19 protein-coding genes and 1 riboswitch are annotated in these 21930 nt (G+C 58.9%); of the genes, 11 read left to right on the top strand and 8 right to left on the bottom strand.

Annotated elements, in window-relative coordinates; genetic code table 11:
• Positions 1-15: 15 nt before the first annotated feature.
• The 9 genes from LT85_RS23725 (at position 16) to LT85_RS23765 (ending at position 8192) form a co-directional block, all read left to right on the top strand.
• A complete protein-coding gene (locus LT85_RS23725; protein ID WP_038493982.1) occupies positions 16-963 on the top strand; it encodes an MlaD family protein in 948 nt (315 codons plus the stop codon).
• Positions 964-980: 17 nt separating this feature from the next.
• Positions 981-1580, top strand: coding sequence for an ABC-type transport auxiliary lipoprotein family protein (locus LT85_RS23730; protein WP_038493985.1), 600 nt, complete (start codon positions 981-983; stop codon positions 1578-1580).
• 11 nt (positions 1581-1591) lie between these two features.
• Positions 1592-2749 carry a VanZ family protein gene (locus LT85_RS23735; RefSeq protein ID WP_038497328.1) on the top strand — a complete coding sequence of 386 codons (1158 nt, stop codon included), beginning with the start codon at positions 1592-1594 and terminating at the stop codon, positions 2747-2749.
• Between the two features lie 126 nt (positions 2750-2875).
• Positions 2876-3196: a (2Fe-2S) ferredoxin domain-containing protein gene (locus LT85_RS23740; RefSeq protein ID WP_038493988.1), complete on the top strand. Its 321-nt coding sequence runs from the start codon at positions 2876-2878 to the stop codon at positions 3194-3196.
• A 48-nt stretch (positions 3197-3244) separates the two neighbouring features.
• Positions 3245-3880 (top strand): alpha/beta hydrolase, encoded by a 636-nt coding sequence (locus tag LT85_RS23745; RefSeq protein WP_038493989.1) that lies wholly within the window; start codon positions 3245-3247, stop codon positions 3878-3880.
• Between the two features lie 211 nt (positions 3881-4091).
• A complete protein-coding gene (locus LT85_RS23750) occupies positions 4092-5237 on the top strand; it encodes a D-alanyl-D-alanine carboxypeptidase family protein (protein WP_038493991.1) in 1146 nt (381 codons plus the stop codon).
• A 623-nt stretch (positions 5238-5860) separates the two neighbouring features.
• On the top strand, positions 5861-6790 hold the full coding sequence (locus LT85_RS23755; RefSeq protein WP_038493993.1) for a hypothetical protein: 930 nt from the start codon (positions 5861-5863) through the stop codon (positions 6788-6790).
• A 103-nt stretch (positions 6791-6893) separates the two neighbouring features.
• Entirely contained in the window at positions 6894-7421 is a 528-nt protein-coding gene (locus LT85_RS23760) for a nuclear transport factor 2 family protein (RefSeq protein ID WP_038493996.1), read from the top strand.
• A gap of 51 nt (positions 7422-7472) precedes the next feature.
• Positions 7473-8192: a DsbC family protein gene (locus tag LT85_RS23765; protein ID WP_052135425.1), complete on the top strand. Its 720-nt coding sequence runs from the start codon at positions 7473-7475 to the stop codon at positions 8190-8192.
• A 41-nt stretch (positions 8193-8233) separates the two neighbouring features.
• Here LT85_RS23765 and LT85_RS23770 read toward each other — a convergent pair whose 3' ends face one another.
• The 7 genes from LT85_RS23770 to LT85_RS23800 all read right to left on the bottom strand — a co-directional run bounded on the left by LT85_RS23770 (position 8234) and on the right by LT85_RS23800 (position 17470).
• A complete protein-coding gene (locus tag LT85_RS23770; protein WP_038494002.1) occupies positions 8234-9277 on the bottom strand; it encodes a 5'-methylthioadenosine/S-adenosylhomocysteine nucleosidase in 1044 nt (347 codons plus the stop codon).
• 85 nt (positions 9278-9362) lie between these two features.
• The gene (locus LT85_RS23775; protein ID WP_052135426.1) at positions 9363-9911 is read right to left on the bottom strand and encodes a CcdC protein domain-containing protein; all 549 of its coding nucleotides are present in this window, start codon (positions 9909-9911) and stop codon (positions 9363-9365) included.
• 25 nt (positions 9912-9936) lie between these two features.
• Entirely contained in the window at positions 9937-10551 is a 615-nt protein-coding gene (locus tag LT85_RS23780) for a transglutaminase-like domain-containing protein (protein WP_216595036.1), read from the bottom strand.
• 23 nt (positions 10552-10574) lie between these two features.
• Positions 10575-11414 carry a PhzF family phenazine biosynthesis protein gene (locus LT85_RS23785; protein WP_038494005.1) on the bottom strand — a complete coding sequence of 280 codons (840 nt, stop codon included), beginning with the start codon at positions 11412-11414 and terminating at the stop codon, positions 10575-10577.
• Positions 11415-11662: 248 nt separating this feature from the next.
• Positions 11663-15289: an ATP-binding protein gene (locus LT85_RS23790; protein ID WP_038494008.1), complete on the bottom strand. Its 3627-nt coding sequence runs from the start codon at positions 15287-15289 to the stop codon at positions 11663-11665.
• A complete protein-coding gene (locus tag LT85_RS23795; RefSeq protein ID WP_081992662.1) occupies positions 15286-16038 on the bottom strand; it encodes a DUF4194 domain-containing protein in 753 nt (250 codons plus the stop codon). The genes LT85_RS23790 and LT85_RS23795 overlap by 4 nt, the downstream gene beginning before the upstream one ends.
• Positions 16025-17470 carry a Wadjet anti-phage system protein JetA family protein gene (locus tag LT85_RS23800; RefSeq protein ID WP_038497339.1) on the bottom strand — a complete coding sequence of 482 codons (1446 nt, stop codon included), beginning with the start codon at positions 17468-17470 and terminating at the stop codon, positions 16025-16027. The genes LT85_RS23795 and LT85_RS23800 overlap by 14 nt, the downstream gene beginning before the upstream one ends.
• Positions 17471-17923: 453 nt before the next feature.
• On the opposite strand from LT85_RS23800, the gene LT85_RS23805 reads away from it, so the two are divergent.
• Positions 17924-18955 carry a DUF2804 domain-containing protein gene (locus tag LT85_RS23805; protein WP_038494011.1) on the top strand — a complete coding sequence of 344 codons (1032 nt, stop codon included), beginning with the start codon at positions 17924-17926 and terminating at the stop codon, positions 18953-18955.
• A 179-nt stretch (positions 18956-19134) separates the two neighbouring features.
• Positions 19135-20385, top strand: a complete 1251-nt coding sequence (locus LT85_RS23810) for an Hsp70 family protein (RefSeq protein WP_038497342.1) — start codon at positions 19135-19137, stop codon at positions 20383-20385.
• A gap of 27 nt (positions 20386-20412) precedes the next feature.
• Here LT85_RS23810 and LT85_RS23815 read toward each other — a convergent pair whose 3' ends face one another.
• Positions 20413-21663 (bottom strand): voltage-gated chloride channel family protein, encoded by a 1251-nt coding sequence (locus LT85_RS23815; RefSeq protein WP_038494014.1) that lies wholly within the window; start codon positions 21661-21663, stop codon positions 20413-20415.
• A gap of 98 nt (positions 21664-21761) precedes the next feature.
• Positions 21762-21827, bottom strand: a riboswitch (Fluoride riboswitch).
• Positions 21828-21930: the final 103 nt, after the last annotated feature.

Genomic DNA, 21930 nt, shown 5'->3' on the forward strand with positions numbered 1-21930 from the left:
GTAAATAGGAATTTTATGGAAAACAAAGCACATGCCCTGATCGCCGGCCTGTTCACCGTGGTCTTGCTGATCGCGGCGATCGTCGGCGTCATGTGGTTCAACAGCGACCGGGTGGAACGGGTGCCGTATGAAATCGCCACCAAGCTATCGGTACCGGGCCTTAACCCGCAAGCCGATGTGCGCTACCGCGGCCTCGATGCAGGCAAAGTCGATGCGATCACCTTCGATCCCAAATTCCCCGGACAGATCCTGATCAAGATCAAGCTCAATCCCGATACGCCGGTCACACAATCGACCTTCGCTACCCTCGGCTACCAGGGTGTCACCGGGATTGCCTACATCCAGCTGGATGACGACGGCAGCAAGCCGGTCAAGCTGGTCAGCAGCAAGCAGCAACTGGCCCGCATCGAACTACGTCCCAGCCTGTTCGACAACCTGCAAAGCAGGGGCTCCGTGATCCTGGCGCGCGCCGAAGACATGATCAACAAACTGAATGCCTTGCTGGATCCGGAAAACCAGAAAACCATGGTGAAAGCCTTTAGCGACGTCAGCGATACAGCCAATGCCTACCGGGGCATTCCGCAGCAACTGGAACCGACCTTGCGCCAGTTGCCGACATTGACCGGCGAACTGAACCAGGCGCTAACGTCGGTTACTGCGCTGTCCAACAACATGAGCGTGCTCAGCAAGAACCTGAACAGCCTGACCGCCAGCTTGCAAGGACCGGACGGCGCCGTGACCAACCTGACCGGTGCCGTGCAAAACATCGGCTCGGTCGCCAATGGCGTCGAGTACGATACGCTGCCCCGCTTCAACACGCTCACCAACGAAATGCGCAGCTCGATGCGAACGCTGAACCAGACCCTGGACCATTTCAACCAGCAGCCGCAAAGCATCCTGTTTGGCAGCAAGCCGCTGCCCCCCGGCCCCGGGGAAGCTGGCTTTGTCGCCCCGGCCAAATAACAATCTAAAGGTAAGCCATGACCATTCCAAGAATACTGTCAGCCTTCGCAGCGATTGCGCTGATTGCCGGTTGCGCCAGCAAGGTTGACGCGCCGATCCAGTACGATCTCGGCCCGCTGCCAACCGTCGCGGCGACTGCTGCTGCGGCCCTGCCGCCTATCAGCCTGGCCGACGTCAATTCACCCGCCTGGCTGGATAACAACATGATGTTCTACCGCCTGGCCTACGCCAACGACCAGCAACCGCGGCCCTACGCCGGCAGCCGATGGACCATGCCGCCGGCGCAGCTGTTCCAGCAGCGCCTGAAATCACGGCTGGCGCAGGCGGGCGGCACCGTGCTGGCGATGTCGGACGCAGCGCTCAACATTCCTGTACTGCGCATCGACATGGACGACTACACGCAAACCTTCGACACGGCCTCGCACAGCGTGGCGACATTGCAAGTCCGCGCTTCGCTGTTCAATGGCCGCGCGTTGCTGGCGCAAAAGAATTTCAGCAGCCAGGCGGCAACTCCCAGCGCTGATGCTGCCGGCGCCGCCCGCGCTTTTGCCGGCGCTAACGACGCTGTAATCGACGACATGATGAGCTGGCTGGCGACAGTCGCGCCGAAAAAATAATGCAGGAAAAAATGGGACAGGAACCCACAGCCCCAAGCCCCTCTGCGGCATCGTCGTTTGCACGTGTCAGTCTCCTGATTTATTTGCTGCTGATTATTTATGCGAGCTGGTATCCGTTTGCTGGCTGGCGCGACCTCGGACTGACTGCCTTTGCCTACCTGACGGCGCCCTTGCCGCACTACTGGACCGTGTTCGATGTCTGGACCAATGTCGCCGGCTATCTGCCGCTAGGCATGCTGATGGTGCTTTCATTGCCGCGCTGGCGTCACTGGTCGCCTTACTGGGCCGTGCTGCTGGCAACGCTGGCCGGCGTCCTGATTTCCGGCAGCATGGAAGCAGTGCAAACCTTCCTGCCGACCCGGGTCGCCTCCAACCTGGACCTGATGACGAATAGCGCCGGCGCCCTGCTCGGGGCGGTGCTGGGCGCCATCCTGCGGCCGCGCTTCGGACCGGACAGCCGCCTGCTGCAACTGCGCGAGCGCTGGTTCAATCGCGAAGCCAGCCAGGGCATGGTAGTGGTGGCCCTGTGGCCGCTGGCGCAGATTTATCCGCTCAGCCATCTTTTCGGCTTCGGCCAGGTGACATCGATGCTGTCCAACTGGCTGTCGGACCTGCTGGAGCAACCGGTCGACTTGCAAGGCTGGATCACCAACGATTTCCAGTTCAGCGCCGACCAGTACTGGCTGACCGAAACCATCATCACCGCCTGCGGCCTGACCGGCGCCGCCCTTACCTTCCTGATCGTACTGCGCCAGCAGGCGCCGAAATTGCCACTGAGCCTGTTGCTGGTATTCGTCACGCTGATGACCAAGACACTGGCGACGGCGCTACTGTTTGCACCGGATAACGCCCTGGTCTGGTTCACCCCCGGCTCGTTCGGCGGCTTGCTGATAGGCGGCCTGATGCTGGGCGGGCTGGCTTATGCGCCGCAACTGGCGCAACGGCGGCTGGCGGCGTTGACCTTGATCATTGGGCTGGTGCTGGTGAATGTCATGCCGGACAATCCCTACTATGTGGAAACCGTGCAGACCTGGACCCAAGGCAAATTCCTGAACTTTAACGGCGTTGCTCAGTTCCTGGCGATGCTATGGCCGTTTTGCACGCTGTGGTTCTTGTTGCATCCGATGCACAAGCGGCGCGCCAGCGAGCCCCAGCGGGACTCCAGATAGAGATAACTCGCCCGCCCCACCTCGCGGGCCATACCTGGCCGGCCGCACTGAAACAAAACCGGTGCAGGTGTATGATTCCTGCCTATCCTGCTTGCATCAGGCAGCCAACCATTCCAGCATTCCGTCATGAGCGATAAACCCTTCTACGAACACCACGTCTTCTTCTGCCTCAACCAGCGCGCCCCGGGCGAGCGGGTTTGCTGCGCCAACAGCGGCGCCCAGGCAGCGCAGGAGCATGCAAAAAAGCGTATCAAGCAACTCGGCCTGGCCGGCGACGGTAAAGTCCGCATCAACAAGGCCGGTTGTCTCGAACGCTGCGAAGAGGGGCCGGCGCTGGTGATTTATCCGCAAGGCACCTGGTATACCTATGTCGACAATGAAGATATCGACGAAATCATCGACGTCCATATCGTTGGCGGCAAGATCGTTGAACGCCTGAAAATTTAAACTTTACGCGCAATGCGCACGCTGTCGTTATTCCCTTGAATTGATCCAATGAACGCCCAAACCTTATCTTTCTTTATCGCCGGCGCCGTCGGCCAGCTTGAATGCGCACTAGACCTGCCTGATCCCGACGTCTTTCCGGTACCGCGCGGACTGGCGCTCGTGGCCCATCCCCACCCTCTGTTCGGCGGCACCATGGACAACAAGGTGGTGCACACGCTGGCGCGCGGTTTCCTGACGCTAGGCTACGTCACGGTACGCATGAATTTCCGCGGCGTCGGCAAGTCCGAAGGCGTGCATGACGAAGGCCGTGGCGAGACCGACGACATGGCGCTGCTGCTGGCGCATATGCGCCAGCAGTATCCGGAGCTGCCGCTGGCGCTCGGCGGCTTTTCCTTCGGCACCTTCGTGCAGTCGCAATTGCAGCAACGCCTGATCGCGTCCGGCACGCCTGCCGAACGGCTGGTGCTGGTAGGCACCGCCGCCGGCAAGTGGCCGTTGCCGACAGTGCCGGCCAACAGCATCCTGATCCATGGCGAGCTGGACGAGACCATTCCGCTGAACTGGGTGTTTGAATGGGCGCGCCCGCAAGACATCCCGGTCATCGTGATTCCAGGCGCCGATCATTTTTTTCACCGACGGCTGCAACATATCAAGAATCTCATGGTCGAAATGTGGCACCGCTAGGACGGCGATTTCAACGCGATTCGCGCAACTTGGATTATTGTTAAGTCGACCAGCCGGGCGGTAGCGCTATAATTCTGTCGGCACGCTTGTATGCGGCTGTTTGCTCACCGCCTCCGCTTACGCATTTTTTCAACCCATTCACGCCAATAAAATTGCTCTTTATCACTATAGATGTAGTTTTGTCGGCCTTGATTTCATTACTAGATATTCCATGAAAAAAATATTCGCGGCGCTCGCTGCAACTGTCCTCTCCATATCCGTTGCCTTTGCCCAGACCCTGCCCTCGCCGACAGTGGCCGCCAAATCATGGCTGTTGCTGGACACCACCAGCAACCAGGTGATCGCGTCGCAAGACCCGGACATGCGTATCGAACCGGCTTCGCTGGCCAAGATCATGACCGCTTACGTCGTCTTCGAAGCCCTCAGGGACAAGAAGGTCAGCCTCGACCAGATGGTCAACGTCTCGGTGCGTGCCTGGAAAGTCGACCCGAGCAGCTCGAAAATGTTTATCGATCCAGCCACGCCGGTATCGATCAACGACCTGCTGTACGGTCTGATGGTGGTATCGGGTAACGACGCCGCTGTTGCATTGGCCGAAGCCGTGGCTGGTACCGAAGACTCCTTCGTCGCGCTGATGAACCACGAAGCAGAGCGCATGGGCATGAAAAACACGCATTTCGGCAATCCGCACGGCTTGCCTAGCGCGGACACCTACTCCACTGCACGCGACCTGGCTAACCTGGCGGCGCGCGTGACCATCGATTTCCCTGAGTTCTACAAGATCGACTCGACCAAGAAATACACTTACAACAAGATCACCCAGCCTAACCGCAACCGCCTGCTGTGGAGCGATCCGACCGTCGACGGCATGAAGACCGGCCACACCAGCAGCGCCGGCTACTCCATCATCGCCAGCGCCAAGCGCCCTAATGCAGGCGGCGACCGCCGCTTGATGGCAGTCGTGATCGGCACCAATTCCGACGGCACTCGTACCCAGGAAGCGCAAAAGCTGTTGAACTGGGGCTTCCAGAACTTCGACACCGTCAAGCTGTACGCCAAGGACCAGGCAGTCGATACGCCGCAAGTCTGGAAGGGCGCCAAGAGCCAGGTCAAGATCGGCTTCACCCACGACGTCTATGTGACCGTACCGAAGGGCATCACCGACAAGATCAAGCCGGTGCTGGAACGCACAGACCCGCTGATCGCGCCGATCCAGCAAAACGCCAAGGTTGGCACCGTCAAGGTCAACGCCGACGGCAAGACGATTGCCGAATTCCCGGTAGTGGCGCTGGAAAACGTCGGCCAGGCCACCATCTTCGGCCGCGCCTGGGATTCGATCCGTTTGATGTTCAAGTAAATGCGGTAGCCCTGACCGGGCTTATCCCAAAAATGACAGCTGCGGCTGTCATTTTTTTTGCAAGATGCCGCCCTCCGTGACACGCTGGCGGAATATTTCAGGATGTAACATCTGGTTACAAATTGTCGTACGGTAACAATTGAAATATGTTGCAGCTTGTAAAAACTGAAGAGTACACTCGTTTCCCATTGACAACCCCGCCATCACGTAAATGATGTGGCATGCGTTATCAACGCAATGCCTGCACATGGCAGTACAACAGGAGGAATAATATGATGCTCAGCTTCATTCGTTTCCAGCCGTTTGCCTTCCAAGCCGCATCAGGACTGCTCGCTCCACCGCTTCGCCGCTAATCAATCGAGGACAAAGCGGTAAGGTGCGCTAGCGCCGCCTGAACCCTGTCCGGCAATTCATCCAATTTCCCGTTTTATCGAATTTCAGCCCTGGCGTTGTGCACAAACGTCCGGGTTGTCTTAGACGCATCTGCCGTTTCGCCGTCACACATGGCGATCTGCAATGCGTTGACTCTGTAGCGGCCAGTAGTTCCGCTGCAGATGCGGTGACCGGACGTTCCCGATCGGAACTCCGGCTATGTCAATTCACATCAACCACGGAGAGATGCAATGAAATTGAATCGCAAATTAGTTGTGCTGGCGTTGTCCTGTGCATACGCAAGCGTCGCGCTGGCAGGGGCAGTCAAAGAAAGCAGCGACTCGGTCTACAAGCCGACCGGCAAGGGCTGGGGCGAGCTGGACCTGGACGCACAAAGCCACGCGCAAAAAGCTGCTACCCTGCGCGCGCAACGCAGCGGCAACCTGACCAACCAGGGTGGTCCGGTCATGACAGGGCCGAAAAACGTCTACTACATCTGGTACGGCAGCTGGGACGCCGCCTCGAAAAACGTATTGACCAATCTCGGCACGCATATCGGCGGCTCGCCTTATTTCAACATCAATACCACCTATACCAACAAGGCCGGCACGCATGTGCAGAACGTCGTCAACTACGCCTCCAGCGCCACCGACAGCGGCTCGCTTGGCACCCAACTGTCGGACGCCAATATCCAGACCATCGTTTCCAACCAGATCACCGCAGGTGCCCTGCCACTGGATCCGAACGGCATCTACTTCGTGCTGACCGACAAGAACACCACTGCAACTTCGGGCTTCTGCACCCAGTATTGCGGCTGGCATACCAATGCCACGATCAACGGCCAGGACATCAAGTACGCCTTCATCGGCAATCCTGAAACACAGTGTGCATCTTCCTGCGGAGCCAGCACACCGAGCCCGAACAATACGCCGGGCGCCGATGCCATGGCCAGCATCCTGTCGCATGAAATGGAAGAAACCACCACCGATCCGGATGGCAATGCCTGGTATGCGTTATCCAACGGTATGGAAAATGGCGATAAATGCGCATGGAATTTCGGCGCGACTTCAACAGCTTCAAACGGCGCGACATACAACCAGACCATCGGCACCATGAAGTACCTGATCCAGCAAAACTGGACCCTGCTGCCGACACAGGCTTGCGCCCAACACTATCCTTAATGAAAAGAACCGCGTGATGTAACATGACATTCTGCCGCTGAGCGCTCAGCGACGGAATGTCACTGCGATCTTCTTCATGCATTCATCGTCAGGATCCAACGCTATGAAAAAAAGTCCTCTTCTGCTTGCGCTACTGCTGGCAATCCCTGTGTTCAGCCTGGCGCAGCAAGCTCCGGCTCCGGCAGCCACCAGAACCATACCCACCGTCACCCGTACCGTACAGATTTTCAGCACGCTGGAAAACGAATTGAATGACGCCGTACAGCAGCGCAACAGCGGCGTCGTGGAAAAACGTTTGGCCAATGACTACGAACTGCGCACAGCCGGCGCTCCCGGCCGCCCGACCCCACGCGCCGAATCTATCGCCGCCTTGCAGAAAGCAGCGCCGTTCGCATCCGAGGTGCAGCAAATGGCGGTTCATGAATATGGCAATCTGATGGTGGTCAGCTTCCTGTGGTCTCTCGATGTCCCGGCAACCGGCACCATCGCCAAGCAGATATTTGTGGTCGACACCTGGAAGCAGGTCGAAGGCGACTGGAAGCTGGCCGTCCGCTATGCCGCGCCGGCCGACAAACAACAAACGGTCCCGGGAGCCGACCTGTCCGAGCCGAAAATCAAGAAGAAAATCTGATGCGCGGCGCAGGACCAGGCTGACATTTATCACTTTTCAAATGGAGTCGTAATGAACCGGATCAAAAGCACGCTGGTCTTGCTATGCAGCCTGGCGGCCACCGCGGTCTGCGCTGAAACCGTGCAGGAAGCGCGTGTCAAGAAACTGATAGAACCGCGCATGGGCGCCAATATCAAAGTCGATTCCGTCACAAAGACGCCATATGCCGGATTGTATGAAATCCGCACCAATGGCGATATTTTCTATACCGACGAAAACGCCGACTACATCGTGGTCGGCAAGGTCATCGACACCCACACCTACAAGGACCTGACGAAGGAAAGAGTGGACCAGCTGGCGGTAATCAATTTCGCCGATCTGCCGCTCGACGAAGCGATCAAGACTGTCAAAGGCAACGGCAAACGCGTCATGGCGATATTCGAGGACCCGAACTGTCCCTATTGCAAGAACCTGCACAAAACCCTGCAGGACATCGACAACGTGACGGTTTACACCTTCCTGCTGAATATCCTGTCCGACGATTCCGCGGTGAAATCGCGCAATATCTGGTGCGCGGCGGATCGCAGCAAAGCCTGGAACGAATGGATGGTCGACGGCAAACCGGCCGCAACGGTCGCAACGGCCTGCCCTACGCCAAACGACAAGGTGCTGGCCTTGGGCAAAAAATTGCGTATCGTCGGCACTCCCACTGTGTATTTCTCCGACGGTACCAGGACTGGCAGCGCACTCGACGCCAAGGCTCTGGAACAGAAACTGGCATCTCTCAAGTAGTCTTGCCGGATTTCCTGGAAGCGCGACAATCAGGTCTCAGATTAGCGCTGGCTGCGGCGGCTCCAGGCTTCCAGGAAAGCCAGCGTTACATTCGCCTCGTTGGTCTCCGCCAGACCGCTGCCAAAGAAGGCGCCGACATCCTTGAAATCGTTGCCGCCAGCCAGGTCCGACAAGCTGCGGAAGGCGATAAAGGGTACGCGATTGGCATACGCTACCTGGGCAAAGGCTGCCGTTTCCATATCCACCACCTGTGCTTGCAGATTGTCGTAGAGATAAGCGCGATAACCCGGATTAGCCAGGAAGGCCGTGCCGGAAACCCCACGGCCGCCGACCCGCAGTTCCGGCTGGACGCTGACGCACAGCGCCGGATTCTTCGGTCCGCATTTGGCCAGCGCAGGTTTCAAGGTACGCGCCAGCGCCAGCATCTCGGCATCGGCCTGGAACTCGAAGCGAAATTCGCCTTGCGGCGCATTACCGGCGTTCATCACAAAATTCTCGCGCATGAAAAGCCCGCTGCTGACCTGGCCATGCGGCGTATCGATCTTGAAATCCGGACGCGGCTTGCCGTTTTCCGTCGCCAGCCTGACGCCCAGGCAGCCGACATCGCCAGCCGTTCCGCATGGCGCCGGCAGACTGCCGTCGCCATTCCAGTAAACTTCCATCGGCATCGCCCAGCTTTCCGGTACGATCACATCACCCACATGGTTGCCCGGATTGACGCCGCCGGCGATGCCGCTCATCAGCAGCCGCTCGACGTGGAAATGATCCATCATCAGCTGCGTCACCATGGTGGCGTTGACCACACTGACACCGCTCAGCACGATCACTACCGGGTTACCGCGTAGTTCACCGGTCGTGAACCGGTTGCCGTTGATTTTCCAGTCGCGCTTCTTTTGCGTCTGCTCCAACAGGATATCGGCCTCTGCGCCGAATGCAGAGACGATACCGATACGCGGCTTGCAGTCGGTCAGGCAATGTTTATCCGCTGCCGCCGCTGAACCGACGGCGCTCGTCAGCGCCGCGCCAAGTAGCAAGGCAGACGCGCTGCGGCGCAGCGTATTGAATAAAGGCTTCGAGACAGGCAAGGGAATTCCTTTCACTTTCACTTTCACTTAATGGACAGCTGCGGCAGACAGGGCAAGCCTATCGGGCTCTTTTCTGAAAAGGCAATTAATGCACGTCCGGACCAGGCGCCCCGGCGCGACGACTCCACCGCAGCAAGCCGATCGCATAGGCGACGTAATAGCCGGCAAGGATACCGAAGATCAGCAAGGTCAGCGGGCTGCCTGAAAACTCCGCCGATGGGAAAGCACCCGGCGCTGCAGTCGAGGCTGAGTTCGACATCGAATAAAGAAGCACGCCACGATAGACCAGGCGAACGATGAACAGCGTCGACAGTGCGATGCCAAGATGAAGGCTCGGCGTGTAAAACAAGCCCTCCGGCGTCTGCTCAAACCTGGTCAGCCTGATGCCGTACCAGCCCAGCACCGCACCGACCGCTACGCCGCCCACCAGCGCGGCCGCATGCATAGGATGGATCGCGGAAGCAAACAGCAGCGCTGCGATCAGGATGCTGAAGAATGCGATGCGAATCCAGGTCCGTCTATTCGACATTCTCTGGCGAGTGACCATGCGCCGCACGCGCGAATACATACGCCAGACGATCAGCGCGCCGATGCCAAGGGTGACCACCAGGGAAGGATGAGCAGGAATCGCCATGCGCCTAACTCCAAATGCCGAAGAATCAGTTAATCGGATGAGCCGAGATCAATTCAATATCAGGAAGGTGCTCAGCCACTTCCAGCACCGAAGAATACGCTAATAATGCATGCACCACCTGCGGCAAAGGCTCCGGCCAGATCTCCGGCAAATCCCTTTCCTGTTCCGCCAGGACCGGAAACGCCAGCCGCTCCAGCGGCGGCGTGCACTGCGCATCAACCCCGGACTTGTTACCGCGCGCATCAATCCGGTACCAGCCATGGTTTTTCAGGTACACGGCATTCAAGCCATGCAGGCAGAACGACGGCCCTTCCATCCCCACCGACAGACGCTGGTAACACAAGCCGGTCGGAATGCCATTGCAGCGCAACAGCGCCGCCAGCAGATGGCTCTTGGCGTAGCAATAGCCGGTGCCGTGGATTAATGTATCAGAGGCGCTACAGGTCACCGGATTGAGTTTGAAATCCCCGCTGTGCTTGATGGCGTCGCGGACAAATTCAAAACAGGCTTTTACTATTTCTTCTTCCGTTGCGCAGCCGCTCGCCAGAGCAACCGCTTTGCTTGCCACGGCCGGGTGATCGCCATCGATATAGGTGCTGAACGCCAGGTAGGGATTGTCATCCAAGGTACGGGCTGACACAGGATTTCCTTCCATATGTGCGATTAAGGCGCCATGAACCTGGCCGTACCTGAAACGCGAATCGAGCTGCCGATAACTGGCGATATTTCTGCGCGCAAGCGCGAACGACAACCCATGTCTTCACCCTGGATAAAATCAATCGCTCCGCCATGGGGCCAATCAATATCGCGCAAATAGCCCGCCAGCGCCGCTGTCGACGCACCCGTGGCCGGGTCTTCGTACACCCCGCCCGATGCAAACGGATTGCGGGTATGAAATAACCGTGGAGTTTCTGCAAACGCAAGAACGATAGTCACCAAGCCGGCATCGTTCATCAAGCGTTTACCTTGTTCAAGCTCATAACGCATGGCGCGCAGCTTGTCCCTGTGATTCAACGCCAGCACCAGGTGTGTTGCGCCGCCATGTGCGATGGCAGGAGAAATTTCCAGGTTCAAGTCATCCCGGGTATAACCGAACAAAGCCAGCGCATCCTGTAGCAACGATGGATCGACCGGCTCACTGTATGTCGGCGGAGATTGCAACGCCGCAGCGATTAATCCGCCTTGGCGCTGGCCTTCAACGGTAATGTGCGCTTCGTTCAAGACAAGATGAAACAGACCATCGCCATGCGCCGACGCCAGCGCGGCGCCCAGTGCAATGGTCGCATGGCCGCAAAACGGCACTTCCGATTCGGGAGAAAAATAGCGCGCACGCCAGCCATCGCCGGTTGGCATGGCAAACACCGTTTCCGAGAACCCGACTTCCGCAGCAATTTCTTGCATCGTCGTCGCGTCCGGCAGTGCATCGCCTATCCAGACGCCGGCGGGATTACCGCCTTGATCGCCATCTGAGAATGCTGCAAGCTTCAGGATTTCGGTTGTCATGTTTGTCCGGATTCAGAGAAATTCAGAGAAAAACTCATCGTACATGAAGCCACGAAACTCTACCTAGTGGACTGTAACAGTGAAATAGGGAGTGAAGGACGCACAGGCGGCGTGCAGGGCAAGCGGATGGCCGCCCCGGGCACAGCGCAGCGATAGCTGGCTATCGCGAGCATTTGCAACGCCGCCATGCGCTGCTCCTGTGTGGCAAGCACTCTCGATTTCACTGTTACAGTCCACAAGTTACCTGGTCATGCCACGGCCTGTTCCGCCGCCTCAAAATTAATCTGAGCCTGTTCACGCACCTGCGCGCGCCGCAATTCCCACAACTCACGCAATTTGTCCGAACGCAGTTCGCGTTCATCCGACTCTGAAACAAAACCGACTTCGCCATTGCCATCGGCGACGGTTCGGCTGAAACTCCATTCGCGCGAGAACTCCGGTTTGATCGCACCGGCGTGTTTGGTCGGCATGGCGCAGATCAGTTGCATGCCGAGATTGTCGCGCAAGAATTTCAAGACATCGCGTGCGCGCCCTTCATCCATCTTGGCGAACGATTCGTCGTTGACCAGCAGATGCAGGCTGTTTCCTTTCTCAAAGCGTTTGAGGCGGTTGGTCACCACCGCGGCATGGATGATGTAGGCAGGCGTTTCCAGCTGGCCGCCGGAACCGGTGCCCCACTCGGACAGACGCACGTGCGAACCGGTATCGGATTCCTTGTAGATTTCGTAGCGGCGGTAATTGCGGTAGTCGGCCACACGCTGCAATTCCTTGACCGCCTTGTCTTCATCGTCCGACAACAGCAATTGCACCAGCCGGTCACGCACCACGCAATTGTCGGCGCTGAGAACGGGATCGGCAAACAAGCTGCTGCTGGCTTCCTGGGTATCCGCCATTTCCGAGGTGGCGCAGAAGAAGTCGTAATAGGCTTTGAACTCCGGTATCCACTCCGACCAGTCGATGCGGAATTTGTCGGTGCCGAATTTGAGTTTATCGAGCTCAGTATTGAGCGTCTTCAAGGTGCGCACACCGGTATCGACGGCATTGCGGATTTCGTAGCAGAACTGCTTGGTGAAGACATCGTTGAACGATGATTCGGCGGTGCGCAACTGTTCCAGGTTCTTGATCAGGCCGATGTCTTTCTGCCGCGTCAATTGCGCGCGGGTGCGTTCTTGCAGCGTCACCATCATCGCGTACAGCGGTGTGAAGTCGCCATCGCGCAGATCATCGCCTTGCGCTGTTTCAAAGCGCTCGTCGATCCGGGCATGGGCGTGATATTCGCCCAGCGCGTTGCGTGCGTCGCCGTACAACTGCCAGCTGAGAGCAGTCTGCTTACCGACATTGTTCGACGCTTGCGATTGCGAATACGTACTGTCGTTGACCCAAGCCGCCACTTCGTCGGTGACGGCAGTGAAAGACAAACTGCCGTTGACGATGCACAGGTCACGCAGGCGCTCGGTATCGGCGTCGACGCGGCTTTGCTTGCCGCCCATGCCGAAATGCAGGCGAGTGATTGCCGCCTGATGACCTTGGATCGCTTTTTCATGGCCGCCGATATTCTTGCTGCAAGCGGTCTTGCGCGCTTCCAGCGCCGTGATTTCTATGCTCAGCGCCTGCGCTTCGTCTTCCAGCTTGCTGACCTGTGTCAGGTCGAGCCGGCTCAGATCCTGGCGCGCCGCGTCGAGCTGCCGCGCCAGGCTTTCCAGATCGGCGATAGCGGCAAACGACGGACATTGCAGCTGTCCCATCAGCGCCAGCGCGCCTTGCAACTCGCGCAATTGCACGCGTATCTGCGTCAGTTCCTGCTCGGCTTGCGCATGTTCTTGTTCGGCGCGCTGCTTGGCGAGGCGCTTGGCTTCCTGGCCGAATACCAGCATATCGGTATCGGCGGTGAACATGGTGCGCGATCCGCTGCCTTTGCCGTCCTTGGTCAAACCGCGCGATGTATGGCGCAGCGCTTCGGTATCGGCAACCTTGACTACCTGGCCGAACTGGTCGTGCAGATAGGCATGGGCGATCGGATGCTCGGTGCTGAGTTCGTGAATAATCGAGTCGCTGGCGGTTCTTTCGACTTTCAGGTTTTTCAGGCAGAAGCTGCCCTGGATCACATTGGCACGCAATCTTTTCTGGCGGACGAAATCGATTGCTTTTCCTTCCCATGCCTGATCCACCACCAGGTTGAAACGCGCGCCGCCGAGGTAGCCTTCGATCGCTGCCTGCCAATCGGCTGATACCGGCTCCACCAGGTCGCACAGCACCTGCGCCCGCGCCGCGCCGAGCTCGGAACGGAATTCTTTCAACGCATGACGGATATGCGGCGGATAATCAGCGCCGCCTTCGGCCAGATTGGCCTTGCGTGAAGCGGTGTCTTTCTCGCGCCGCAAGGCTTCATGCTCGCCGGCGCGCAATTGCGCGATCTGGGTGTGCAAGGCCGACACGAAACTCTTTTCAGTGCCAGCCAGCGCACCATGCAATTTCACCAAGGCCGCATCGACACCTTCAAAGTCGTTGACCAGCATCAGCGATTTCAAGACGTCAACCTCTTCGGCCCTGGCCAATTCATTGATGCTGCGCAGATGCGTGGCGATATCCAGCGTACCGGCGGCGGCCAGCGCCAGCACTACCTGGCGCGCGGCATCGGCAATTTCCTTTTGCTCCGGCGGAATCTGCATGCCCGCTACGCTGCGCGCCGCCGTATCCAGTTGCTGGGCGGTTGATGCGTTATGTTGCAAGGCGTTGAACACCGCTTTGATCTTGCCGTCGCATTGTTCGATCTGGTGTTGAATGCGGGTCTTTTGTTCGGCGGCCGGAATTCCCATCATTTGCGCGTGGATCTGCGTCAGGCTGCGGTTCTTGGCGTTGCGATCCTGCTCCAGTTTGTCGGCGCTGTCGGTTTCTTCGTCAATCAGCGCTTGCAAACCCTCGATCGCCGACGTTGCCGCTTCCAGCTGGCGCTGGTCTTCGCGCAGGGCTAACGACGATACCAGCAGCTGTGACTGGCTAGCCGATTGATGCGCGCGGGCGGTGTCACCGACAGCCTTGCCGAGCTTATCCAGGCGCTTGACGTTATCGCTCAGGCGCTCGCCCTCCTTGCGCAACTCGTTCACCTGGCGCATCAGCTTGCTGATCTGGCCGATGCGTTGCGATAGTTGCGTGGTGTCGAGTTCCAGGATCTGGTGCTTGACCAGATCATCAACGCTGCCGATGGGCTTGTGCGCGATCGACTGGCTCCAGGCGCGGGCGGCGCTTTCCGCTTCGGCGAAGGACACGGTTTTCTGGCCACGGAAGCGGCCGTATAACTGGCACAGGTATTCGCGCTTGCTGTCGCGGAAATTGGTGACGCCGCGGTATTTTCCAGATAAATGATGCTCGATCTTTTCCACCGCCACCACCGCCATGCCACCGTCGATCTCGATCGAGGTCAGATCGCCCAATTGTAATGCGACGCCATCGATGATCAGCAACGCCAGTTTTTCCGATACCGCCTGACGCCGTTCGCCGGCGCCGTCGACGCGGGCCGAGGCGGCGACCAGCGCGGTGAACTCGCGCCCTTCTTCACCCTCGCTCGGTTTGAATACCGCGGCGATATAGCCATGCGCGCCGTTCGGGCGGGCGAACAAATTATCTTCGGCGCCAACCACGTAGGACCACAAGGTGCGTTTGGTCTTGCCGTTGCGCGCGCCCTGGGTAGTTTCATCCTGTCCGGGGTTGTAGCTGAAAATATTCTGGTAGACCGCCGTCATCACGGTTTGCAAGGCATCCAGCATGGTCGATTTGCCGGAACCGGTGGGACCGGTCAGCAAAGTCATATTGCCCATCGGGTATTCCTGCGAGCGCAGCGCGCCCCAGTTCACCAGGATCAGTTTGTCCAGCTTCATTCGAGGTTTCCTTCAATGCTTTCGTCTTCCGCCGCATCCGCCGCATCCAACATCACTTGCAAGCCGGCTTGCTCACCCTCGACCCGCTCAGCGACCGATAGCGGTTCGGATTCCAGCGCAGCTTCCAGCATGTCGTCGCTGATGATGCCGAGGATGGTCGGCCGGATCGCCAGCAAGGCGTCTTCGTCGTCCATCGAGAAATTGGCCGCCAGCCTGATCAGGCGATGCCGCTTGAGATCGTTCAGCAAACGCTGGCGTTCAACGCTGGTCGGCGGCAGCGCACGTTTCAACTGCGTCTGCAACGTGGCAGACAATTCTTCAAAACGGGTCAGCACTTCACCCGAGTCGGTGAGCCGATTGCCGCCTTCCGACAAGCCTTGCTGATACTGGAAGCGCAACGCCAACGCCGCAGCGACAAAATCCGGCGACAGCCGCGCGCGCAAACCCGGCACCGGATCCAGGCCGTCTTCCGGCATGCCGGGCACTTCGGCGCCCGGCGCATACAGGCGGAAAAATTCGCCTTTCAGATTGTGTTCAAGACGGAAACCGGCGAGCTGGAAATAATCCTGCAAGGTGGCTTCGATACGCCGTGCATCGTCATACAAGCGCTGCTCGACGCCGTCTTCTTCACGAATCACGATACCGGCGGCGAACAAGCGATTGGCAATCTCGCGAAAGCGTTCCAGCGGCAAGGCATGCAACGCCAGTTGCTCGTTCAAGGTCTCGGTTAATGTGCTACTCGGTGTCATTTTTCATCTCGATCTGATAGTCATCGCCGGCATAGAACTCGTTCCAGAGCTTGCTCGGCAGTTTCTGCACGGTCAGCCGTTCGTCGCGCGCACCGCGCACCGCTTCGACGATCTGCATGTTGTTGAGCACGTCGGTGGTAGTCGCCACCGGCAGGGTCGACAGACGGATCGGCCGGTCGCGCAGGCGCAATTCAGCGCGGATACGGTGCACGATGTCATCGTTGGACAGCGCAAAGGCATCGGCCTCAGCGCGATACATGGCGGCTGCCAAGCGGGAGTCGCGCGTCACCTTCGGTTGCGCGGTGACAGTCAGCGCCTTGCGCCGTTGCGAGGCGCTGCGCAATTTGAAGCTGGCAGGATCCAGCAAACGGATTTCAGCCGGGGCAATCGCCGCGCCTATCCGCTCCAGCAAGGCATCCTGCGCCGCCCCGCTTAGTTTGGCGGTCTTGCTGATGGCCACGCTGTAGGCCTGGCGGGTCTGGCCGCCGCGCAGCATCAACGCCTGCTGCACAATGCTGGCAGCGCGCTGCATGTAGACGCTCATGGCCTTGATCAATTCCGGATGCTTGGTGGTGCAGGCAGCTTCAACCATCTCTTCGATGCGGTCCAGCATCCAGTCCAGGGTCGACGGCCCTTGCCGTTCCTGGCTGGCCCAGCGCGCGATATCGTTCAGCTGATCTTCCAGCGCCCGCGCCTTGTCTTCTTCCAGGCTGTGCAGGCGGGCGATTACATCGCGGATCGCCTGGCGATGCCGTTCGATGCTGTCGGCGGTAAGTTGTTTCTTGAATTCCTTTTCGAAGCGGTCGAGAAACTCCATGAAACCGTCCCATGGCGTTTGCGACGCTTCCAGCATCAGGCGCCGCACCAGCTCCTGGAAATAGTCGACCCCTTCCGACAAATCGCTGATGACTTTCTCGGCATAGTCGTAGGCGTCGATCAGGTCGTAGGCATCGACATTGCGCAAGGCTGCATTGAGCGCATTGCGGCAGCTGCGCACATTGCGCTGGCGAGTACGGGCGCTGCGCCGGTCGATTGCCCAGAACGCTTCTGCAAACAATTTGCCGGCACGGGTGAAGCGGTAAGCGGTCACCAGGCCGGCGCGGTCGCCGAAGGTTTCCAGCCAGCCGTCGCGCAGCAAGGTGCGCAGCAGCGCGCTGCTGCTCTGCTGGTCGTCGGCGCCGGGGGGGATGAAATCGTCATCGGCCAAGGCCAGTTCGGCCGCCGCTTCTTCTTGCTGCAGCATGTTCTGGCGCGATTCCTGCACCACCGGCAACAGCAGGTCGCGCAAGCCGTCGCGCGTCAGGTTCTGGCCGTAGTCAGCACTGGGGCCATGTAGGCGCTCGTACAAGGCACGCACGCAAGCCACCACCACGCTACGGTGTTTACCGGCCAGGGGCCTGAAGAAATTTAATCGGTCTGGTTCAAAAAACAATCGGCTTGCCTGCAAAAGTTGCAAAAAATAGAATATATCGCGATATGGCTGCGGCTGGCCGCAAGCGGCCTTCCCGACGATTTGGCCTAACCTGCCATTGTAAAGGCTCAGGCCGTCGACAGGTAGCTTAGAGGCTGTTGCAAACACATCTGGCGTTGTTGCCCTTGCAGGGTGCACCCGGGCTTGCAAGCCCAGGTCGTTCCGCAGGCAGACGACAATGTCGCCTGAAACCCCTGCTACACCCTCCTAGCCGTACTGCTCGTACTGTCTTCGCCGGTGCGCCTAGCCAGCTGTGTTTGCAACAGCCTCTTTGACAGTAGACAGGAGCCAAGGCTATCCGTAACATCCCTTTCCATAATGCAATCATAAATTGCCAGAATAACCACCAGGAGACGTCATGTTATCGTTTTGTCCGACTTATCACCCCTGCATTGCCATGCGGCGCCAACTGCCATGACATCCTCCCCGGCAATCCCGCAAAACCTGCCTGCCGCCCCCGCCAATGTCGTCGATGAGGCGGGCCAGCCGCGCATGGGCCGCTACGCCGGCCAGACCGGCGCCATCGACTGGACTGCTTTGGCCGCACCCTATGCCCGCAGCGGTCTGTGGCGACGCTTCCATCACAAGCGCTGGCAGTACGTCGCACTGTCGACGCCGCAACTGCTGTGCGGCATTGCGATTGTCGACGTCGGCTGGACCAATACCGCCTTTGCCTATGTATTCGACCGTATCCAGGGCAAGCAGATCGCCGGCTTTTCGCAGGACGGCATCCCTGGCCTGAGCGCGCAGGTCAGTAACCAGCCCGGCGGCGCCAGCCGCTTCAGCTGCGGCGGCAACCGCATCGTCTATCAGCCGCCGGCGGGTGCGCCTGGCAACAAGGGTAAATATCAACTCAGCCTGCACAGCCGGCAATTCAGCATTGAAGCTGAGTTCGACGACAACGACGCCGCTCCGCAACTGCTGGCGGTCGGCCCGATCGTCAACGGTTCAGTCCACGCCACCCAGAAATCGCCAGGCATGCCGCTCAGCGGCGAGGTGCTGGTGGACGGTCAGCGCTTCGATTTGCAGGATGGCGTCGCCAGCTTCGACTATTCGAACGGCTTGCTGGCGCGCAATACCGAGTGGCGTTGGGCTTCAGCCCACGGATTGGACATCGGCTTCAATTTACAGGCCGGCTATTTCGGCAAGCAAGAGAACGTGCTGTGGCTGGACGGCCAGCTGCATGCGCTTGGCCATGTGCGCTTTGAATATGACTTGGCGGCGCCGCTGGCGCCCTGGCACATCTATACCGACGACGGCTTGCTCGACCTGCAATTCATGCCGGAGGGCGCGCGCCGTGAAAACAAGAACCTGCTGATCGCCGCTACCCGCTACATCCAGCCGGTCGGTAGCTTCAGCGGCTGGGTCAAACCAGCGCGCGATGCGACGCCTCGGCCGGTGGAACATCTGGTGGGAGTGACCGAGGAGCATTTCTCGCGCTGGTAATAACGCCGGTAATAGCGCCGACAATAGCGCTTGCAACAGACAATAGCGTTTGCAACATTGCCTAAAACCAATTTAACCGCACCCCGATTTGCAAATTTCCAACACCCTTTGCATTTCCACTGCGCGGCCAAACCGTTTGGTATACCATTGCCGGCCAATTTTGTATGCGAGGTATGGCGATGTCAAATGCTTGTGGCGTGGATTTCGGCACGTCTAATTCCACGGTTGGCTGGAGCAGGCCCGGACACAACGCCTTGCTGCCGCTGGAAGACGGCAAGGTCACTTTGCCGTCGGTCGTGTTCTTCAATGCTGAAGAGGACGCCTTCAGTTTCGGCCGCGCCGCACTCGGCGCCTACCTGACCGGTTACGAGGGACGCCTGATGCGTTCGCTCAAGAGCCTGCTCGGCTCCAGCCTGATCGACGCCCAGACCGAAGTCGGCGGCCGGGCGCTGCCGTTCCGCGCCTTGCTGACCCATTTCATCGCCGAACTCAAGCAGCGCGCCGAAAGCGCCGCCGGCAAGGAATTCAAGAGCGTGGTGCTGGGCCGTCCGGTGTTTTTTGTCGACGACAATCCCGCGGCAGACCAGCGCGCTGAAGATACCCTGGAAGAAATCGCCCGCTCGGTCGGCTTTGAACACATCGATTTTCAGTACGAACCGATCGCTGCAGCCTTCGATTATGAATCGACCATAGACCGCGAAGAACTGGTGCTGATCGCCGACATCGGCGGCGGTACTTCAGACTTTTCGCTGGTGCGTTTGTCGCCGCAACGGGCTGCCAGCAGCGAGCGCCGCGACGATATCCTGGCCACCGGCGGCGTACATATCGGCGGTACCGATTTCGATAAATACCTGAGCCTGTCGAGCGTAATGCCGATGCTGGGACTGGGTACGCGCTTGCTGAACAATAGCGAGGTACCATCCAGCTATTACTTCAACCTGGCGACCTGGCACACCATCAACCAGATTTATACCCGCAAGGCCTGGCTGCAATTGAAGGACGTGCAGCGTGAAACCGTCGAGCGCGAAAAATTCGGCCGCTTGCTGGATCTGGTCGAGCAACGCGCCGGCCATTGGCTCGCCTTGCAAGTGGAGCAAGGCAAGATCGGCCTGTCCGATGCAGAAACGGTGGCGCTCAGCCTGGACCGTATCGCACCCGGCGAAGCCTTGCATCTGACGCGTGAACAATTCAACGCCAGCATCAACCATCTGGTCACCAGCGTCGAAGATACTGTCACCAATTTGCTGCGCGATGCCGGCGTGACAGCTGACCAGGTCGATACGGTGTTTTTCACCGGCGGTTCCAGCGGCGTGCAACTGTTGCGCCACAAGATCGCCGCCTTGGTGCCGTCGGCAAAAGCGGTGGAAGGCGACCTGTTCGGCAGCATCGGCGCCGGCCTGGCGCTGGATGCGGTGCGCAAGTTCGGTTGATTGCCCTGCTTGATCACTACTTGATCGCTATTTGATCTCGTCCTCGGGAATCTTCAAGCGCTTGGATTGACCAACGCGCTGTGCATGATAAATCCCGGTGTGGCCGGAAAACAGGTAGCTGACCACGCAGGCAATCCCTGCCAGCACGCCGATTTCCGGCCCGAATAATTCGATCGCCATGATGGTCGATGCAATCGGCGTATTGGCCGCTCCCGCGAATACCGCCACAAATCCCAATCCGGCAAGCACCGGAATCGGCATGGACAAAATCTGCGCCAGGGCATTGCCCAGGGTGGCGCCGATATAGAACAGCGGTGTCACCTCGCCCCCCTTGAAGCCGGACGCCAGCGTCACCACAGTGAAAACGATCTTGCCGGCGAAGTCATACACCGGCAACGGCTTCTCGAACGCGTCGACGATGGTAGGAATCCCCAATCCCAGGTATTTATCCGTCGCCGGCAGCATCGCCAGCAACAGCACGGCGACACCGCCCGCGAACGGCCGCAGCGGCGGAAACTTGATCAAGCGTTTGATCAGGTGCGACAAACCGTGCGTCGCCTGTGCGAACAGCATGCCGACCAGGCCGAAGACGATGCCGGCCAGCAGCGTCGCGGCAAAGATCCCCAGGCCGAAATGCGGCACGAAGGGAATCGCATAATGCGTGTGTTGTACGCCCAATAAAGCCGGGATCTGGTCGCTGATGATGGCGGCGATAAAGCAAGGCAGGATGGCGTCGTAGCGCAAACGCCCGATGGCCAGCACTTCCAGGCCGAACACTGCGCCTGCCAGGGGCGTCCCGAACACAGAAGCGAAACCGGCGCTGATCCCCGCCATCAGCAAGATGCGGCGCTCGTCCGGCCCAAGGCGGGTGATGCGGGTCAGGACGTCAGCCAGCGCACCACCCATCTGCACTGCAGTTCCCTCGCGGCCAGCCGAGCCGCCGAACAGGTGCGTGATCACGGTGCCCAGGAAAATCAGCGGCGCCATGCGCTTCGGCACGATGCGCTGGGGATCGTGGATCTCATCGATCAAGAGATTGTTGCCGCCCTCGACCGACTTGCCCAGAAAGTGATAGATCAGGCCGACCGCCAAGCCCGCCAATGGCAATAGCCAGAGCAGCCAGCGGTGGGCATTGCGGGTGTCGGTAGCCCATTCCAGCGAGAGCAGCAACAATGCTGAGGCCAGGCCGGCCAAAGCGCCCACCAGCGAGGCCAGGATCAGCCAGCGTGCGAGATAGACCAGCATCAACAGCTGTTCGGGATAGTTTGTTTTTTTCATCGTCAGGGACAAAAGATTTGAAGGACTCAAACCTGGATGGCAAGGCATCTACAGCCCGTATCTAGAACACGATACGCACGCCTACAGATCCCATCCAGGAACTTGTAGGCATCATCAGCTGCTTGCGCGGCGGTTCGGGGAGGCATGCCATCTCCCGCTTCTCAGATGACATTGTGCCGGACAGCAGGACTTGCCGCAATGCTAGATCGTTGTCGTCCGATTAAAATAGTATTAATAGTATTCAATAAGCGATACTACAACAGACTA

This window comes from Collimonas arenae (assembly GCF_000786695.1).
Taxonomy (GTDB): Bacteria; Pseudomonadota; Gammaproteobacteria; order Burkholderiales; family Burkholderiaceae_D; genus Collimonas; species Collimonas arenae_A.

What these genes read in the sequence shown, in the direction of transcription:
- LT85_RS23725 (WP_038493982.1), top strand. Translation starts at nt 16, where the DNA reads ATGGAAAACAAAGCACATGCCCTGATCGCCGGCCTGTTCACCGTGGTC.
- LT85_RS23730 (WP_038493985.1), top strand. Translation starts at nt 981, where the DNA reads ATGACCATTCCAAGAATACTGTCAGCCTTCGCAGCGATTGCGCTGATT.
- LT85_RS23735 (WP_038497328.1), top strand. Translation starts at nt 1,592, where the DNA reads ATGGGACAGGAACCCACAGCCCCAAGCCCCTCTGCGGCATCGTCGTTT.
- LT85_RS23740 (WP_038493988.1), top strand. Translation starts at nt 2,876, where the DNA reads ATGAGCGATAAACCCTTCTACGAACACCACGTCTTCTTCTGCCTCAAC.
- LT85_RS23745 (WP_038493989.1), top strand. Translation starts at nt 3,245, where the DNA reads ATGAACGCCCAAACCTTATCTTTCTTTATCGCCGGCGCCGTCGGCCAG.
- LT85_RS23750 (WP_038493991.1), top strand. Translation starts at nt 4,092, where the DNA reads ATGAAAAAAATATTCGCGGCGCTCGCTGCAACTGTCCTCTCCATATCC.
- LT85_RS23755 (WP_038493993.1), top strand. Translation starts at nt 5,861, where the DNA reads ATGAAATTGAATCGCAAATTAGTTGTGCTGGCGTTGTCCTGTGCATAC.
- LT85_RS23760 (WP_038493996.1), top strand. Translation starts at nt 6,894, where the DNA reads ATGAAAAAAAGTCCTCTTCTGCTTGCGCTACTGCTGGCAATCCCTGTG.
- LT85_RS23765 (WP_052135425.1), top strand. Translation starts at nt 7,473, where the DNA reads ATGAACCGGATCAAAAGCACGCTGGTCTTGCTATGCAGCCTGGCGGCC.
- LT85_RS23775 (WP_052135426.1), bottom strand. Translation starts at nt 9,911, where the DNA reads ATGGCGATTCCTGCTCATCCTTCCCTGGTGGTCACCCTTGGCATCGGC.
- LT85_RS23785 (WP_038494005.1), bottom strand. Translation starts at nt 11,414, where the DNA reads ATGACAACCGAAATCCTGAAGCTTGCAGCATTCTCAGATGGCGATCAA.
- LT85_RS23790 (WP_038494008.1), bottom strand. Translation starts at nt 15,289, where the DNA reads ATGAAGCTGGACAAACTGATCCTGGTGAACTGGGGCGCGCTGCGCTCG.
- LT85_RS23795 (WP_081992662.1), bottom strand. Translation starts at nt 16,038, where the DNA reads ATGACACCGAGTAGCACATTAACCGAGACCTTGAACGAGCAACTGGCG.
- LT85_RS23805 (WP_038494011.1), top strand. Translation starts at nt 17,924, where the DNA reads ATGACATCCTCCCCGGCAATCCCGCAAAACCTGCCTGCCGCCCCCGCC.
- LT85_RS23810 (WP_038497342.1), top strand. Translation starts at nt 19,135, where the DNA reads ATGTCAAATGCTTGTGGCGTGGATTTCGGCACGTCTAATTCCACGGTT.
- LT85_RS23815 (WP_038494014.1), bottom strand. Translation starts at nt 21,663, where the DNA reads ATGAAAAAAACAAACTATCCCGAACAGCTGTTGATGCTGGTCTATCTC.